The 16,011-nt window shown below is 52.6% G+C and carries 17 protein-coding genes, 1 pseudogene and 1 riboswitch; of the genes and pseudogenes, 8 read left to right on the top strand and 10 right to left on the bottom strand.

Annotated elements, in window-relative coordinates; all coding sequences use genetic code 11:
- Positions 1 to 5: 5 nt before the first annotated feature.
- Positions 6 to 797 carry a DNA-binding transcriptional regulator KdgR gene (gene kdgR, locus Q5705_15755; protein WLI76034.1) on the top strand — a complete coding sequence of 264 codons (792 nt, stop codon included), beginning with the start codon at positions 6 to 8 and terminating at the stop codon, positions 795 to 797.
- Positions 798 to 842: 45 nt separating this feature from the next.
- On the opposite strand, the gene Q5705_15750 is transcribed toward kdgR, so the two are convergent.
- Positions 843 to 1,082 (bottom strand): YobH family protein, encoded by a 240-nt coding sequence (locus tag Q5705_15750; protein WLI76033.1) that lies wholly within the window; start codon positions 1,080 to 1,082, stop codon positions 843 to 845.
- Positions 1,083 to 1,242: 160 nt separating this feature from the next.
- On the opposite strand from Q5705_15750, the gene mgrB reads away from it, so the two are divergent.
- The 6 genes and pseudogenes from mgrB to rlmA all read left to right on the top strand — a co-directional run bounded on the left by mgrB (position 1,243) and on the right by rlmA (position 4,595).
- Positions 1,243 to 1,386: a PhoP/PhoQ regulator MgrB gene (gene mgrB, locus Q5705_15745; protein WLI76032.1), complete on the top strand. Its 144-nt coding sequence runs from the start codon at positions 1,243 to 1,245 to the stop codon at positions 1,384 to 1,386.
- A gap of 73 nt (positions 1,387 to 1,459) precedes the next feature.
- Entirely contained in the window at positions 1,460 to 1,750 is a 291-nt protein-coding gene (locus Q5705_15740; protein ID WLI76031.1) for a YebO family protein, read from the top strand.
- A gap of 19 nt (positions 1,751 to 1,769) precedes the next feature.
- Positions 1,770 to 2,759: an MBL fold metallo-hydrolase gene (locus Q5705_15735; protein WLI76030.1), complete on the top strand. Its 990-nt coding sequence runs from the start codon at positions 1,770 to 1,772 to the stop codon at positions 2,757 to 2,759.
- A gap of 513 nt (positions 2,760 to 3,272) precedes the next feature.
- Positions 3,273 to 3,385, top strand: a pseudogene (locus Q5705_15730) (DUF2627 domain-containing protein).
- Between the two features lie 41 nt (positions 3,386 to 3,426).
- Positions 3,427 to 3,636 carry a transcription antiterminator/RNA stability regulator CspE gene (gene cspE / locus Q5705_15725; protein WLI76029.1) on the top strand — a complete coding sequence of 70 codons (210 nt, stop codon included), beginning with the start codon at positions 3,427 to 3,429 and terminating at the stop codon, positions 3,634 to 3,636.
- Positions 3,637 to 3,779: 143 nt separating this feature from the next.
- Positions 3,780 to 4,595 (top strand): 23S rRNA (guanine(745)-N(1))-methyltransferase, encoded by an 816-nt coding sequence (rlmA, locus tag Q5705_15720; protein ID WLI76028.1) that lies wholly within the window; start codon positions 3,780 to 3,782, stop codon positions 4,593 to 4,595.
- Here the strand turns inward: rlmA and mntP are convergent.
- The 5 genes from mntP to manX form a co-directional block, all read right to left on the bottom strand.
- Positions 4,592 to 5,158, bottom strand: coding sequence for a manganese efflux pump MntP (gene mntP, locus Q5705_15715; protein ID WLI76027.1), 567 nt, complete (start codon positions 5,156 to 5,158; stop codon positions 4,592 to 4,594). The genes rlmA and mntP overlap by 4 nt on opposite strands.
- An 85-nt stretch (positions 5,159 to 5,243) precedes the next feature.
- Positions 5,244 to 5,341: riboswitch (yybP-ykoY riboswitch) on the bottom strand.
- A gap of 197 nt (positions 5,342 to 5,538) precedes the next feature.
- Entirely contained in the window at positions 5,539 to 5,997 is a 459-nt protein-coding gene (locus Q5705_15710) for a DUF986 family protein (GenBank protein WLI76026.1), read from the bottom strand.
- Between the two features lie 55 nt (positions 5,998 to 6,052).
- Positions 6,053 to 6,904: a PTS mannose transporter subunit IID gene (locus Q5705_15705; protein ID WLI76025.1), complete on the bottom strand. Its 852-nt coding sequence runs from the start codon at positions 6,902 to 6,904 to the stop codon at positions 6,053 to 6,055.
- 12 nt (positions 6,905 to 6,916) lie between these two features.
- Positions 6,917 to 7,717, bottom strand: a complete 801-nt coding sequence (locus tag Q5705_15700; protein ID WLI76024.1) for a PTS mannose/fructose/sorbose transporter subunit IIC — start codon at positions 7,715 to 7,717, stop codon at positions 6,917 to 6,919.
- 63 nt (positions 7,718 to 7,780) lie between these two features.
- Positions 7,781 to 8,743 carry a PTS mannose transporter subunit IIAB gene (gene manX, locus Q5705_15695; protein ID WLI76023.1) on the bottom strand — a complete coding sequence of 321 codons (963 nt, stop codon included), beginning with the start codon at positions 8,741 to 8,743 and terminating at the stop codon, positions 7,781 to 7,783.
- 453 nt (positions 8,744 to 9,196) lie between these two features.
- Here manX and yoaE point away from each other — a divergent pair, with 453 nt between their 5' ends.
- Positions 9,197 to 10,756 (top strand): CNNM family cation transport protein YoaE, encoded by a 1,560-nt coding sequence (gene yoaE / locus Q5705_15690; GenBank protein WLI76022.1) that lies wholly within the window; start codon positions 9,197 to 9,199, stop codon positions 10,754 to 10,756.
- Positions 10,757 to 10,759: 3 nt separating this feature from the next.
- On the opposite strand, the gene Q5705_15685 is transcribed toward yoaE, so the two are convergent.
- The 4 genes from Q5705_15685 to pabB form a co-directional block, all read right to left on the bottom strand.
- On the bottom strand, positions 10,760 to 12,352 hold the full coding sequence (locus Q5705_15685) for an EAL domain-containing protein (protein ID WLI76021.1): 1,593 nt from the start codon (positions 12,350 to 12,352) through the stop codon (positions 10,760 to 10,762).
- Between the two features lie 161 nt (positions 12,353 to 12,513).
- Positions 12,514 to 13,878, bottom strand: coding sequence for an L-serine ammonia-lyase (gene sdaA / locus Q5705_15680; GenBank protein ID WLI76020.1), 1,365 nt, complete (start codon positions 13,876 to 13,878; stop codon positions 12,514 to 12,516).
- Between the two features lie 174 nt (positions 13,879 to 14,052).
- The gene (locus Q5705_15675; protein WLI76019.1) at positions 14,053 to 14,631 is read right to left on the bottom strand and encodes a CoA pyrophosphatase; all 579 of its coding nucleotides are present in this window, start codon (positions 14,629 to 14,631) and stop codon (positions 14,053 to 14,055) included.
- 3 nt (positions 14,632 to 14,634) lie between these two features.
- Complete coding sequence (gene pabB / locus Q5705_15670) at positions 14,635 to 15,972, bottom strand: aminodeoxychorismate synthase component 1 (GenBank protein ID WLI76018.1); 1,338 nt, start codon at positions 15,970 to 15,972, stop codon at positions 14,635 to 14,637.
- Between the last annotated feature and the right edge of the window lie 39 nt (positions 15,973 to 16,011).

Genomic DNA, 16,011 nt, shown 5'->3' with positions numbered 1-16,011 from the left:
GATTAATGGCAATCGCAGATTTGGACAAGCAGCCAGATTCTGTCTCTTCAGTATTGAAGGTCTTTGGCATTCTGCAAGCGCTCGGGGAAGAGCGTGAAATCGGCATCACCGAGCTTTCACAGCGCGTCATGATGTCAAAAAGCACCGTTTATCGCTTTTTGCAAACCATGAAATCGTTAGGCTACGTTGCGCAGGAAGGGGAGTCTGAAAAATATTCCCTGACGCTGAAGTTATTTGAACTGGGCGCGCGCGCGTTGCAAAACGTTGATTTGATCCGCAGCGCGGATATCCAGATGCGTGAACTCTCTCGCCTGACGAAAGAGACCATCCATCTGGGTGCTCTGGATGAAGACAGCATTGTTTACATCCATAAAATCGACTCGATGTATAACCTGCGCATGTATTCACGCATTGGTCGCCGTAACCCGCTGTACAGTACCGCGATTGGTAAAGTGCTGCTCGCCTGGCGCGATCGTGATGAAGTGAAACAGATCCTTGAAGGTGTCGAATACAAACGCAGCACAGAACGTACCATCACCAGCACTGAAGATCTGCTGCCGATGCTGGATGCCGTTCGGGAGCAAGGTTATGGTGAAGATAACGAAGAGCAGGAAGAGGGCTTACGCTGCATCGGCGTGCCGGTTTTCGACCGTTTCGGCGTTGTCATTGCAGGCCTGAGTATTTCCTTCCCCACGTTGCGTTTCTCTGAAGAACGTCTTCATGAATACGTTGCGATGCTGCACCACGCAGCGCGGAAAATTTCCGAGCAGATGGGATATAACGATTATCCATTCTGATGCAAAAAAAGCCGCCTTAACCTGGCGGCTTTTTTGTGGGTGAAATTAGCCGTTATCGATAACGGTGTCGCTTTTACGCAATAAAGGGCAGTTAGCCAGGCCGAAGAAACCATTGCTGGAATTCACATATTGTGCGGTGCTGGTGCCGCGCGCCGTGGCGTATTTGCACTGTAAACCCAGGCCTGCTGCATTTTCTTTGCTGCTGATTAGCACGCCATAACCGCTCAGCAAGAGCCCAATCCACAGCAGCGCCAGAACAATGACGCTTCGAATGAGTGTACGCATTTTTGTTCCTTGCATATGTAAACTATCTGACTAAGGCTAAAGCTTTTACCTGGTGAAACAAGTCGAGCATTCCGAAAAACACCGAAAGGAGATACAGTTAGTCGCTGTTTAAGGAAGCCATGCTAACCTGGTTACACCTTGTAATGTATCGGAGAGTCGAGTGAGAAAATTTAGATGGCTGTTGCTGATTGCCGTACTGGTAGTCTGCCTGCTGCTCTGGACTCAAATGCTTAACGTGTTATGTGATCAGGATGTACAATTCTTTAGCGGCATCTGCGTTATCAATAAATTCATCCCCTGGTAATAGCAATTTTCAGTGAATGATTTCCTTCCTTGACGCCAGTGGTAAAATGCCGCGTCTACATTGAGGTGGTGAAATGAACGAAGTTCTGAATTCAGGCGCGATTAATCTTGCGTCTATGCTTTTTTCTTTGGTGGTTCTGGTGGTTGGCCTGGCGCTGTGGTTCTTTATCAATCGTGCCAGCTCGCGCACCAACGAACAAATTGAGTTGCTTGAAGCATTGCTGGATCAGCAAAAGCGGCAAAACGCGCTGCTGCGCCGTCTTTGCGAAGCCAACGAGCCGGAAAAAGAGAATCTCGCTGCGCCGGTGAAAACGCCAGAAAAAGGCGAGAGTGAGGAATTTATCCGCCTGGTGGCCGAGCGCTAACAGGGGCAGTAGAGCGGAAATGGCGCGGAAAAACCCCTGGTATAATCCTGCGATCTCACATCACTCTCCTGATGGTTTCGCTAACGCGACGCCAGTATCTCATCAACCCGGCGATGTTAAGCGCTGGCGCAAAGAGCGCAAAGCCGCCGGGCTTCCCCGCCCGCCAGCCAGAGGTTACGCAGACTTTATTGATCAGTGGTGGCAAAAAGCCGAAATTGCTGGCAATAGCGATGGCCTTTGGTGGCTCGGGCACGCCAGTATCCTTCTTCGCCTGAACGGGCAATACCTGCTCACCGATCCCGTTTTTTCTCAACGTGCCTCTCCGTTACGTTTTGCAGGGCCGCAACGCCGCACTCCGCCTGCGCTGGCGATTGCCGATATTCCTCAACTCAACGCTATTCTCATTTCCCATAACCATTACGACCACCTGGATGCCTGGACGCTACGTGCACTGCTGCGTCGCTTTCCCAATGTGCATTTTTTTGTGCCGCTGGGTTTGGGAAGCTGGGTTCGTCGGTTGGGGGCACGGCATGTGGCCGAGCTGGACTGGTGGAGCGGCGCAAATTTTGCTGGCATGCGCTTTATCGCGGTGCCTGCGCAGCACTGGAGCATGCGGACATTCTGGGATCGTAATCGTTCCTTATGGTGCGGTTGGGTTGTTGAATCTTCGGGGCTGCGTTTCTGGTTTCCGGGGGATACAGGATATACGCCAGAGTTACTGACAATTCCGGCCAGGTTAGGGGCACTGGATGCCGTGGCATTGCCGGTGGGAGCTTATGCTCCACGATGGTTTATGTCGATAAACCATATGGATCCCCAAAGCGCGGTGGCGTTGTGGCAGCAATTAGGTACACCGCTGGCATTTCCTATCCACTGGGGAGTCTTTGAGCTGGCCGATGAATCGCTGGATGAACCGGTGCAAGAATTGCAGGATGCGTTAAGCGAAGCGGCAGCGGAGAATGATAACTTCAGGATCCTGAAAATCGGCCAGTATTTATCCCTGGGCTAATTTTACACGCTGTCCCTAAATCTGTACGTAGTATTAAATTTGTGCTGTTTTATTTTTATCGAAACGTTTTTATTGCCTTTTTATGATGCATTGTCATCATAATTTCATTATTTTGGTGCATTGCTTTGCTTATATGCACAACAATTATTCATAGTTAACTTAAGCATTAGATTAGACGCTCTGTATAATTGATTTAAGAATCTTCCTAACGGTGCGAAAAGCATAACTATGCGCAAAAAGTTCTTAGGATATAAGCGAAACGTATAGTGGTTTCGCACAGGGATGAGATGCGCGGAACTACTTGAACTATCGCGAAAAATGGTCTACTTTCAGCCCGTAAAAAGGTGTCCGTAGCGGCTGCTATAACGTTCAACGAAGTGAATAAATGAACAGTAGATGTCCCGGTAGCTGTAGAATTTGTGCGACGGATCCAGACATGTTTAAAAATGGCTTGCCATAGTTTACGTATTATGTGATAACACGTTGTGGGTCAATCGAGGTACAGTTCTGTTTATGTGTGGCATTTTCAGTATAGAAGTCCTGAGTAAACAAGTTTCGTTGAATACAGCTTCTCTGCCGAACCTTATATTAGTGCCTCAAGCAGTAATGTCTCAGTTTTCTCAGTCAATGCCTGCGGGCGAAGTATATACATTAAGGAATTTTGCAAATGGCAAAGATTAAAGGTCAAGTTAAGTGGTTCAACGAGTCTAAAGGTTTTGGTTTCATTACTCCGGCAGACGGCAGCAAAGATGTATTCGTACACTTCTCTGCAATCCAGGGTAACGGTTTCAAAACCCTGGCCGAAGGCCAGAACGTTGAGTTTGAAATTCAGGACGGTCAGAAAGGCCCGGCAGCAGTTAACGTAACTGCTATCTGATTTCGACACCGCTGAGCTTGAAACGCGTTTTCGCGTATCAATGTCAATTTAAAGCCTCGCCATCGTGCGGGGCTTTTTAATTTCCACGCTACACCAAATGGCGGTAAACTTTCGGCCTTTGTGAAATCCCCTCCGGAGTGTTTATGCCTTTCAGTTGCCCACTTTGCCACGCGCCGTTAAACCGACAGGCGAATGCTTTCGTCTGCCCGCAGCGCCACCAGTTTGATATCGCGAAAGAGGGTTACGTCAATTTGCTCCCGGTTCAGCATAAACGTTCGCGCGATCCTGGTGACAGCGCGGAAATGATGCAGGCGCGCCGCGCATTTCTCAATGCCGGTCATTACCAACCGTTACGTGATGCAATCAGTTACCTTTTGCAAGACAGGTTGCCGGAACATGCCACCGCGGTGCTGGATATCGGCTGTGGGGAAGGGTATTACACCCAGGCGTTTGCAAATATTTCGCAGCAGCGCGGCGCAACAACATTTGGCCTGGATGTCTCCAGAGCCGCGATCCGCGCCGCGGCTAAACGCTACTCACAGGTTATGTTTTGTGTTGCCTCCAGCCATCGTTTGCCGTTTGAAACGAACAGCATTGATGGCCTGGTACGCATTTATGCACCCTGCAAAGCAGAGGAATTGGCGCGGGTAATGAAACCGGAGGGGGTTGTGATCACCGCAGCACCCGGGCCTCGCCATTTGATGGAATTAAAAGGGCTTATCTATGATGATGTCCATCTGCATGCTGAAAACAGCGGTGAAATTGCTGGTTTCAATGTCGTCGGGAAACAATCCCTGGGGTATGAAATGATCCTGACCGGACCAGAAGCCGTTGCGTTATTACAAATGACGCCGTTTGCCTGGCGGGCCAGGCCGGAAGTGTGGGAGAAGCTTGCGGCAACAGAGCAGTTCCGCTGCCAGACTGATTTCAGCATTCACTGCTTACAGCGGGAAAGTTAACCAACAAAGTGGCTGTAGAGGATCTGCGCGCCGATACCGATCAGCACGATACCGCCGAGGATCTCGGCGCGTTTTCCCAGCAGTGGACCGATAAAACGACCCACCATCATACCCAGTGTTGACATAATCAGCGTCGCACAGCCGATAGCCAGCGCGGTGGCGATGATATTAACTTGCAGGAAAGCGAGACCGACACCAACGGCCATTGCATCCAGGCTGGTGGCAATCGCAGTGGTCACCAGAAGCCAGAAACCGTGGCGGTGTGGCGTTTCATTCTCCTCACAATCCTCACCGCGGATCCCTTCCAGAATCATGCGCCCGCCAAGAAAAACCAGCAGCACAAAGGCAATCCAGTGATTCCACTCCAGCACAAACTGCGTTGCCAGCATGCCGAGCCCCCAACCGATCAGCGGGGTTAGCGTTTCAATAACGCCAAAAATAAGGCCAGTGCGCAGTGCTTCAGAGAATTTGGGTTTATGCAGTGTCGCCCCTTTGCCGATAGAGGCTGCGAAAGCGTCCATCGACATGCCAAAGGCGAGAAGAATAGTAGCAGAAAGGTTCATGTGTTCGTCCTGACCGGGGTTCCATATAACACACCACTGCCCCCAGTAAACAGCAGTCGGTGTGTCAATGGTCTCGCCTGACTGAAAACTTATTCAGTCCGTACGCGCCACGTTTTGCAACGAGTATGTTGACACGTACATTTCCGGGTGGGTGGAAATCGGCTACTCCCCAACGACCGACGAACCTTAGCATATTTTCAGCGCGTAAAACAACCACAGAACAATATAAGTCGGCTTATCGGTTGATAACGATTTGCATTTTGATTTAACGGTAAAAATAACGTTAATAAATATGGGTGAACTTGTGCGCTAAATATAGCATTGGCTATGATAGAGATCGTTTTTTATGCAATGAAATATAGCTAATGCTATGCCATAACTTATTGAGTTTTAACCATAATATTGTAAATTTTCTCCAGGTCGTCGATATTTCGTACACGGATAAGCAACCGACGCTGCTCTAATTGCATAACCAATACGCCGTCTTCGGATAAATTCATCTCTTTAATGCGCTTATATTCGATCCACACATTGCCGAAGAAAAAACCGTGTTGTTTAAAGATTATCTTTGGTGCGCGGATCCAAAAAAGATAAATGCCCAGTAATGCCAGCGCGGATAATAACCACATCGTTAATGCTGAACCGCCATTGGTCGCATTGTTATAAATAAGAATAACCAGCAGACCGACAAAGATAGCGCCATCGGTACGGCTTCTGCGCAGCAGGGGAACAGACAGCAACGTCGTGCCGTTACGACGCGGCATGATGAACTCATCATAGAGCGCGAAAGCCAGCAGGGCGGCAACAACCACAACCAGAACGATGTCCGCAATCGTCATTTTTTCTCCTTAAAAAAACCGGGGGCAAGCAGGCCCCCGGTTATGACATGACAGATTACAGCCCCAGCACGCCGATAGCGTAACCGACAATACCGATGACGAAGAACCCGACGATGATCCACAGCGGGTTCACTTTCTTACGCAGCAGCCACATACACGCGAAGGTCAACAGCAGCGGAACCAGACCCGGCATCAGCTGGTCGAGAATGGTCTGCACTGTGGTCACCGTGGTTTTGCCGGTCTGGTCGGTAATTTCCGACACCACCAGCGGAATGTTCACGTGTGTCCATTTGTTCACCAGCGCACCCATCACAAACAGGCCGAGGATTGACGCCCCCTCAGTCAGTTTTTGCAGGAAACCGCCCCCCATATCTTTAACGATATCAATACCTTTGCGATAGCCGTACGCCACGCCATAGTAGCGTGTTGCCAGACGAACAATGTTAAAGAGGAAGAAGAACAGCAGCGGCCCGAGCAGGCTACCGCTCATCGCGATCCCGGCACCCAGCGCCGCGAAAACAGGACGCACAGTACCCCAGAAAATCGGGTCGCCCACGCCTGCCAGCGGCCCCATCAGACCCACTTTGATACCGTTGATGGCACCATCGTCGATCTCTGCGCCATTTGCGCGCTGCTCTTCCATAGCCAGCGTCACGCCAAGCACCGGTGCGGCAACATACGGATGGGTGTTAAAGAACTCCAGGTGACGTTTGATGGCCTGACGGCGAGCTTCGTTGTTTTCCGGATAGAGGCGTCTGATTGCCGGAACCATCGAGAAACAGAAGCCCAGCGCCTGCATACGTTCGAAGTTCCATGACCCCTGGAACAGGTTAGAACGAATGAACACGCCACGAATGTCACTCTGGGTGAGTTTTTTCTCAGTCGGAGTTTTAGTCATATCAACCATGTCGTTCACCTGTTAATCCAGTTCGTTATCAAGATCGTTGGAACCCGCTGCCGGAGCCGCGCCACCCGCAGAACGGTTATATTTCGGGCTAAGCTGAATGTAGAGAATGGCCATCACTGCGCCAATCACACCCAATGCGACAAGGTTGAAATTGGTAAATGCTGCGGTCACAAAACCGAGGTAGAAGAACGGCATCAGGTAGCCTGCGCGCATCATGTTGATGACCATCGCATAACCAACCACCACAATCATGCCACCGGCAATATTCAGACCACTGGTCACCACTTCAGGAATGGCGTTCAACATGCCCTGTACCTCGCTGGTACCCACGGAGACCGCCACGATCGCAGCAGGAATAGCGATACGCATCGCCTGCAAGAACAGGGAAGAGACGTGGATCCACGAGAGTGCCGTCAGGTTGCCATTTTCGGCCGCCTTATCCGCTGCATGCTGGAAGCCGACGGTGATAGTACGCACAATAATGGTCAGCACCTGGCCTGCTGCTGCCAGCGGGATAGCCAGAGCGATACCCGCACCGATACTTTGGTGACCGCCGATAACCAGAATGGTTGAGATAATGGACGCCAGGGCCGCATCCGGTGCAACTGCCGCACCGATGTTCATCCAGCCCAGTGCGATCATTTCCAGCGTACCACCGATGATAATACCGGTTTTCATATCACCCAGGACAATACCCGTCAGGGTACAAGCCACCAACGGACGGTGGAACTGGAATTCATCAAGTACCGACTCCATACCGGCAATACATGCGACGACGAAAACCAGCACAATCTGAAGAGTGGTAATCTCCATTGTACTTCTCCTATAGCTAAATCAGACGTAAGTGTGAAAACTGAGTCAATCAGGTCGTCGCGGTTATTTCGCCACTTTGCTGATCAAATCCATCATTTTCAGTTTCGGATCGTTTGAAACTTTACGGACTTCCAGCTCAATGCCGCGATCGTTCAATTTTTTGAACGCTGCGATATCTTTCTCGTCTACCGAAACGGCGTTGTTTACCTGGGTTTTCCCCTGGCGATACGCCATACCGCCGATGTTGACGGAGGCGATTTTTACGCCACCTTCAACAATGCGTTCGACATCGGTCGGATTGGTAAATAACAGCATCACACGGTCACCCGCATATTTGGGGTTGTTATAGACGCGGATCATTTTCTCTACGTCCACAACGTGTGCTGTCACGCCCGGAGGTGCAACCTGAGTTAGCAGGGTTTTACGAACAGTGTCCGCAGCCACTTCGTCACTGACGACGATAATACGCGTGACGTTGGTCTCTTTTGTCCAGCGAGTAGCGACCTGGCCGTGGATCAGGCGGTCGTCGATACGGGCAAGACCGATAACCATATAGTCATTCGGCCCCATAGGTTTGGCAGGCGCGGCCGCTTTTGCTTTCACCGGCGCCGGAACAGGTTTTTCCACCGGTTGCGCTTTCAGCGCCTTCACGCCTTCACGTCCGGTTTCAACTGCCAGTGCCACCAGTTCATCAAAAGTGGGGTTGTCGTCCCTGGCCATCAGTGTTTCCACCAGCATCGGGACATTGACGCCGGCTATCACTTCATAATGCTCTTTATCGACGACAATGCGGCTGGCAGCATTAAACGGACTGCCTCCCCATGTATCGACGAGAAATAGCACGCCCTTGCTGGTTTCCAGTTTCGCCAGTTGTGCATTGTACTTTTCGATTAACGTTTCCGCATTTTCACCGGGAACGAAATCAATCCAACCGACGTTCTCCTGCTCGCCCAGCAGCATCTCGGCGGTTTTGAGCAACTGTTCCGCAGCCCAACCATGTGTGCCTATAACAATAGCAATAGTCACTTGCTACCTCCTTCTTCTTGTCGTTAACACACCATTACTGGCGTATTGTGAATCGGTACCGGGCAACCGAATCGATTCATATAAAAGTCAAAGAGAAAACTAGGAACTTTCGCGATTTATTTTAGATAGTGAAAAAATAATTTATGTGATGAAGATCCGTAATTTAGGTTTACTTTCTATGAAATTTTGAGGCGCAAAATATCCACACAATTTGCAAAGTCTGGTAAATCTTTGCCAACGCCAAATGCTCTCTGTTATGTTTAACCCCCGTTTAATTCATCAGGAGTATAGGGCAGCAGCCCACCGTATGGATCGTCACCGACGTCAGTTCACCTTTTGGCCTTCCCGTGCCATGCAGTCCGGTGTTTCTCACCCCCTTTCCCAATCGTTTAATGTCATCACGCCAGTGCAGTTATGCACGCCGGTTAACTTTTCCCTGTGCAGGAGCCTGTCATGGAATTTTTAATGGATCCCCAAATCTGGGCGGGATTGTTGACGCTGGTTGTTCTGGAAATCGTACTGGGGATTGATAACCTGGTCTTTATCGCCATCCTTGCCGACAAACTGCCGCCTAAACAGCGTGATAAAGCGCGCCTTATTGGCCTGTCGCTGGCGCTGGTGATGCGACTCGGATTGCTGTCGCTGATCTCCTGGATGGTCACACTGACCCAGCCGCTCTTTTCCGTCTGGAACTTCACTTTCTCCGGGCGTGATTTGATCATGCTGTTTGGTGGTGTGTTCCTGCTGTTCAAAGCGACAACGGAGCTGCACGAACGGCTGGAAAACCGCGAACACGATGGTGGGCATGGCAAAGGCTACGCCAGTTTCTGGGTAGTGGTCGCGCAAATCGTGATCCTCGATGCGGTCTTTTCGCTTGATGCGGTGATTACCGCCGTCGGTATGGTGAACCACTTACCGGTGATGATGGCTGCCGTGGTGATTGCGATGGCGGTGATGTTGCTGGCCTCGAAACCGCTGACCAACTTCGTCAACCAGCACCCGACGGTAGTGGTGTTGTGTCTGAGTTTCCTGCTGATGATTGGCCTGAGCCTGGTCGCTGAAGGCTTTGGCTTCCATATTCCGAAAGGTTATCTGTACGCTGCGATCGGTTTCTCAATTATCATTGAGTTCTTTAACCAGGTGGCACGCCGTAACTTTCTTCGCCACCAATCGCGCTTGCCGCTGCGCGCCCGAACCGCCGATGCCATTGTGCGTCTGATGGGTGGGCGTCGTCAGAACAGCCAACAAAGTGAAGCCGACAGCGATACGTCGGCCCCTGTGCCGGAAGGCGCGTTTGCCGAAGAAGAGCGTTACATGATCAACGGTGTGCTGACGCTGGCGTCCCGTTCCTTGCGCAGCATTATGACGCCGCGCGGGGATATCAGTTGGGTTGATGCCAATCTGAGTGCGGATCAAATCCGCGAGCAACTGTTGTCCTCTCCGCACAGCCTGTTCCCGGTCTGCCGTGGCGAGCTGGACGAAGTCATCGGGATTGTGCGGGCGAAAGAGTTGTTGGTCACGCTAGAAGAGGGCGTGGATGTTGCCGCCATCGCTTCTGCCTCCCCGGCGATTGTGGTGCCGGAAACCCTCGATCCCATCAAATTGCTGGCGGTGTTACGCCGCGCGCGCGGCAGCTTTGTTATCGTCACCAACGAGTTTGGTGTAGTGCAGGGGCTGGTCACGCCGCTGGACGTGCTGGAAGCCATTGCGGGTGAATTCCCGGACGCCGACGAAACACCCGAAATTGTCGCCGATGGTGACGGCTGGTTAGTTAAAGGCACCACGGATTTGCACGCGCTGCAACATACGCTGGGCCTCGATAGCCTGGTGAGTGACAACGAAGATAGCGCGACCGTGGCCGGGCTGGTGATTGCGGCGAAAGGGCAAATCCCCCCGCCGGGCGAAATCCTTGAGATTGCGCCGCTGCATATCACCGTGGTGGAAGCCAATGATTACCGCGTTGATCTGGTCAGAATTGTTAAAGAACAATCGGTTCACGACGAAGAGGAGTGATCCTCAACCCGGTATCAGCGGTGCCACCTGACCGTTGTGCGTAGCTGGTGGGGCAGTATTGCCCGCCAGCCACGCCGGGAAATCCTCAACCGGCATCGGTGCCGCAAACAAAAATCCCTGCAACGTCTGAACACCCTGCTGGCGCAAGTGCTGCGCCTGCTGATGTGTTTCCACGCCTTCCGCGACCAGTTCGATATTAAGCCGTTGCCCAAGAGCAATGATCATATCGGTGACCCTGGAATTTACCGCGTCCGTGCCGATGGTGGCGGTGTACGACTTATCAATCTTCAGGATATCCGGGTGCAGCTTCTCAAGCCAGCTCAGAGAGCTATTACCGGTGCCAAAATCATCAATCGCAATCTTCACACCGTGACGGCGAAGCTCGCGCATCAATCGCGAATCCACATCCAGCAGCGCATCGCGCTCGGTGAGCTCGATCGTCAGTTGTTGCACGGGGTGCTTGTCAAACCACAGACGATTTAAATCCTTTAACAGTTCACCGTGGCGTAAATGGCTGGGCGCCGCATTAATGCCGATATGAAAATGCGCATCGGCCGGGAACAGATCCAGTTGCTGCTGCACTTCCATCAGCACATAGCGCGTCAGCGGGGCGATAAGATGCTGATCTTCCGCTATCGGAATAAAGACATCCGGTGAGATCCATCCCTGGCGCGGGTTATGCCAGCGCAGCAGGATTTCAACGCCCACACACTGCAATGTCTGGGCATGCAACAGCGGCTGGCAAAATAGCGCAAATTCGCGTCCAGCCAGCCCCAGATTGATCTCGCGAGAGAAACTCATGCGGTTGGCGGTCGTAAACCAGGCAATAAAGCCGGTTAATAAACCCATCATCAGCGCTAACGGCAACTGAGAGGGCAGATGGCGCAGCGCCAGTTGCGTTGCGCCGGGGCCGCTCACGCTGACCATCAGGGGGAAATGCTGTGAGGTTCGCTGAAAGCGTTTTTCATCCTCTAACGGCGGCAAACTCGCCTGCACATTGTCATGCACTAAATGCCGCCCGGCAATACTCAGCGTCACGCTGGTGATCAACGGTGCCTGCGGCTCCAGCATCAAACTGCTCAGCAATTCAATGTTAACCACTTCCATTACGCCGCTTTGCCCGTCAGGCGTGGTGGGATACCACATGATCAGCACCGGGCGATTCTTTAAAAGGGATTGATCGGTAGAGAGTACCAGTTGCGGCTTGTTGGCGGGCAGCGTCGGCTGGAGTCGATGGACAGGGACATTGCGATAACCAAAAATGCTGGAGCAATAAAGGATGCCATCCTGGACAAGACCAATGGCACGCACTGTTTGCAGGCTGGCCGCCTGTTTACGCAGTTGCAGATGGACATCATCACAGGTGACGCCAACCAGCGGAGCCAGCGTTTCACGGCTTGTTTCCAGCGGTAATAGCAGCCGATCAAAGGTCACTACTGCATGTTGCGTGAACTTCGCCACGCGTTGCTGATTTAAATTGCGCTCCGAAATAAAGCGAAACGTCAGGGTCAAAATAAGCACGACAATGCCCGTCAGCACACAAACAATGACGCGCCGTTGTCGATAGCTTTTGATGATCCTCTGAGCCGTCTGCATGCCATATTCGCCTGTGAAGTCCCTGGCCTGACTCCATGCCAGCACAAACAAAAGTGTAGTGGGGAATTACTCAAGTCACGAGAAAATCGGCGTAATATCACTTATCTGTAGCAGAACGGTAAAAAAAACGCCGTTCGGGTGAACGGCGTTGATGGGGAGTATTAATCACACTGCACTTTAATGGCGAGTCCGCCCCGGGAGGTTTCCCGGTATTTGGCGTTCATATCTTTCCCGGTCTCGTACATGGTTTCGATAACCTTATCGAGGGAAACGCGCGGTGCACTGGTGCGGCGCATAGCCATGCGCGAGGCGTTGATCGCCTTCACGGAGGCGATTGCGTTTCGCTCGATGCAGGGAACCTGCACCTGGCCGGCAACCGGGTCACAGGTCAGACCGAGGTTATGTTCCATGCCGATTTCTGCCGCCACGCACACCTGCTCGGGGCTGGCTCCCAGCAATTCAGCAAGCCCTGCGGCAGCCATCGAGCACGCCACGCCGACTTCTCCCTGACACCCCACTTCTGCACCAGAAATTGAGGCGTTCATTTTATACAGCGCGCCAATCGCACCGGCGGCGAGGAAATAGCGGATATAAATATCCGGGCTGACGGATTCAATAAAGTGATCGTAATAAGCCAGAACCGCCGGAACGATACCGCAGGCCCCGTTCGTCGGGGCGGTGACCACACGACCACCGGCAGCGTTCTCTTCGTTGACCGCCAGCGCGAACATATTCACCCAATCGATGACGTTCATCGGATCATTGGATAACTTATCGCTGGCAACCAGTAAGCGGCGCAGGGCGGAAGCCCGGCGCGGCACCCGCAGCGGACCGGGCAGCACGCCTTCGGTATTCATACCGCGATCGATACAGGCGCGCATCGTAGTCCATACGTTGCCGAAATAGTCTTCAATCTCTTTTTTCGAGTGCAGCGCCAGTTCGTTTTGCATCACCATGCCGGACAACGACAGCCCGGTTTGCTTGCAGTACTCCAGCATTTGCGTCGCAGAATTAAACGGATAAGGCACGGTAACGCTACTGAGCGTCTCTTTGCCGAAATGCTCTTCGTCGACGATAAACCCGCCGCCAATGGAGTAATAAGTTTTGCTGTAGACGGCGTTATCACCCTTCAGGGCGGTGATGCGCATACCGTTTTCGTGCAGCGAGAGGTTATCGCTATGAAAACGCATGCCATCATTTTGCGGGAAATCGACTTCGTGGCGGCCCTGGGCCAGCAATAAACGACCACGGTTTTCCACATCACGGATAAACGCCGGAATAGCATCAATATCAACGGTGGCGGGTTCGTTGCCCGCCAGTCCCATAATAATGGCGATATCGGTATGGTGGCCTTTCCCGGTAAGGGAGAGTGAGCCGTAAACATCCACCACCACGCGGGTTACGTTTTCCAGCAACCCCTTTTCGACCAGATCATCGACGAACTGCTTACCGGCCTTCATTGGGCCAACAGTGTGGGAAGATGAGGGACCGATCCCCACCTTAAACATGTCGAATAGACTAATCACATTAACGCTCCTGACAGGGTTACCGGTGTTTCCAGTAACGATGTAATAACTGCGCATAGTGTAAGAGGGAAGAGACGTATCAGCTTAACTATTCACATGAATTAAACTAATAGATAACCTCGATTAAACTAATAGCGAGTTGGCCGTCACAACGTGCGATGTGTAAAGTATAGCCTACGGCTTGAGGCCAATTTGCAGCGCTAACGAACGAATAATCCCCGCCGTCATGCCCCAGACAAAATAATGCTGATACCAGGATAACCACACCCGATGCGCATTACCGTGACGATGCACATCCAGCGGGTGATAGCGCCCAAGACGCAGCGCTTCGGCAAGCGGCATTTCAAATACCGCGGCCACTTCATCTTCACTGGCGTGATAGGGCAAATCAGGCGGAATAATGCCGACCACCGGTGTGACCTGAAAACCGGTGACGCTATCCACCGGCGGCAGAACGCCAATCACCTCTACCACTTCCGGTGGGATCGCCACTTCCTCCTGCGCCTCGCGCAGCGCAGCAGCAATGAGCGAGGCGTCGGAGCTGTCCACCGCACCGCCAGGAAAAGCAACCTGACCGGCATGTTTGCGCAGCAAGGCTGAACGCTGCGTCAGCAGTAATCCCGGCTGTTCACGCCGCACCACCGGCACCAGCACCGCCGCCTGGCGCGCGTTAACAGAACCGGGGTTAAGTTGAGGGCGCAAAAGCTGAAAGCGCGATAAAAAATCATCCAGTGTTAAAGCCGGTTGCTCCACGAATTACGTCTCCAGTTGCCGCAGGATACGGTTAACTTTATCAAAGGTTTCCTGATATTCCGCCGCTTCCTGGCTGTCGGCAACAATCCCCCCGCCGGCGGAACAGTAAAGTTGCCCGTCGCAGGCTGTAACGGTGCGGATGGTAATGCTGGTATCCATATTGCCGCAAAAACTGAGGTAACCGATGCTGCCGCACCAGGCGTTGCGCCGCTGCGGCTCCAGCTCATCAATAATTTCCATCGCCCTGACTTTCGGCGCGCCGGTAATCGAACCGCCGGGAAACGCCGCGCGTAAAAGATCGCTGGCATGTCGCCCGGCGGGAAGTTTCGCTGTCACGGTACTGACCAGATGGTGAACCGCCGGGAAAGCCTCGACGGCAAACAACGCAGGCACACGCACGGAACCCGGCTTTGCCACGCGGCCAATATCATTGCGCATCAAATCGACAATCATCAGGTTTTCGGCGCGATCTTTGGTTGAGGCGGCCAGTTTTGCGGCCTGCGCTGCATCGGCAAGCGGATCGGCGAGGCGCGGTAACGTGCCTTTGATTGGGCGGGTTTCAATATTATCGCGCTCAAGACGGATAAAACGCTCCGGTGACAGGCTCAGGATAGCCGCCTGCGGCAAGCGCAAAAAGGCGCTGAACGGCGCGCGGTTCTCGCGGTTCAGGCGGACAAACGCTTGCCATTCATCCCCGGTGTAACGGGCCTGAAAACGTTGAGCGAGGTTAACCTGATAGCAATCCCCGCTGTGCAGCCAGGCCTGCACCTGGCGGAACTTTTTTCCGTATTCGGCGCGGCTCATATTGGCCTGCCAGCCGGAGGTTAAGTGAAAATCCGCCTGCTGCGGCGCGGTTTGGCCTTGTAGCCATGTCAGGCGGACATGCACATCGCCGTGGCTTAACAGGCTGACTCGCTGCAACTTATGGTCGATAACCAATGCCCAGTCGTAAATGCCGATAGCCATATCGGCCAGCGGGATATCCTGCGCAGCATAAGAGGGCAATTTTTCAAAACGGCGGCCTAAATCATAACCAAACAGCCCCACTGCGCCGCCCTGAAAAGGCAGATCCGCATCTGGCTCGCCGTGCAGATTGCACGTATCAAGCGCCTGTTGCAGGAGTTGCAGCGGATCGCCATGCTGTTCGGTGTCGTTGATAAGTGTTGTTTCGCCGTGGGTGGTGAGCGTTATGCGCGGATCGGCCACCAGAATATCAAAGCGATTATGCGGGTGATCGGCATGACCAGAGTGCAGCAACATGGCCCACGGCTGTGCGCTAAGCGGGGTGAAGTAGAATTCAGCGGCGTCCTGACGCCACGGCAGCGAGATAACAGTCTTCATTAATCCTGACTCAAATGCGTCTTCACTGGCTAAGCGTGC

This window comes from Kosakonia sp. H02, assembly GCA_030704225.1.
Classification (GTDB): domain Bacteria; phylum Pseudomonadota; class Gammaproteobacteria; order Enterobacterales; family Enterobacteriaceae; genus Kosakonia.
This window is presented reverse-complemented; position numbering and strand designations above follow the sequence as displayed.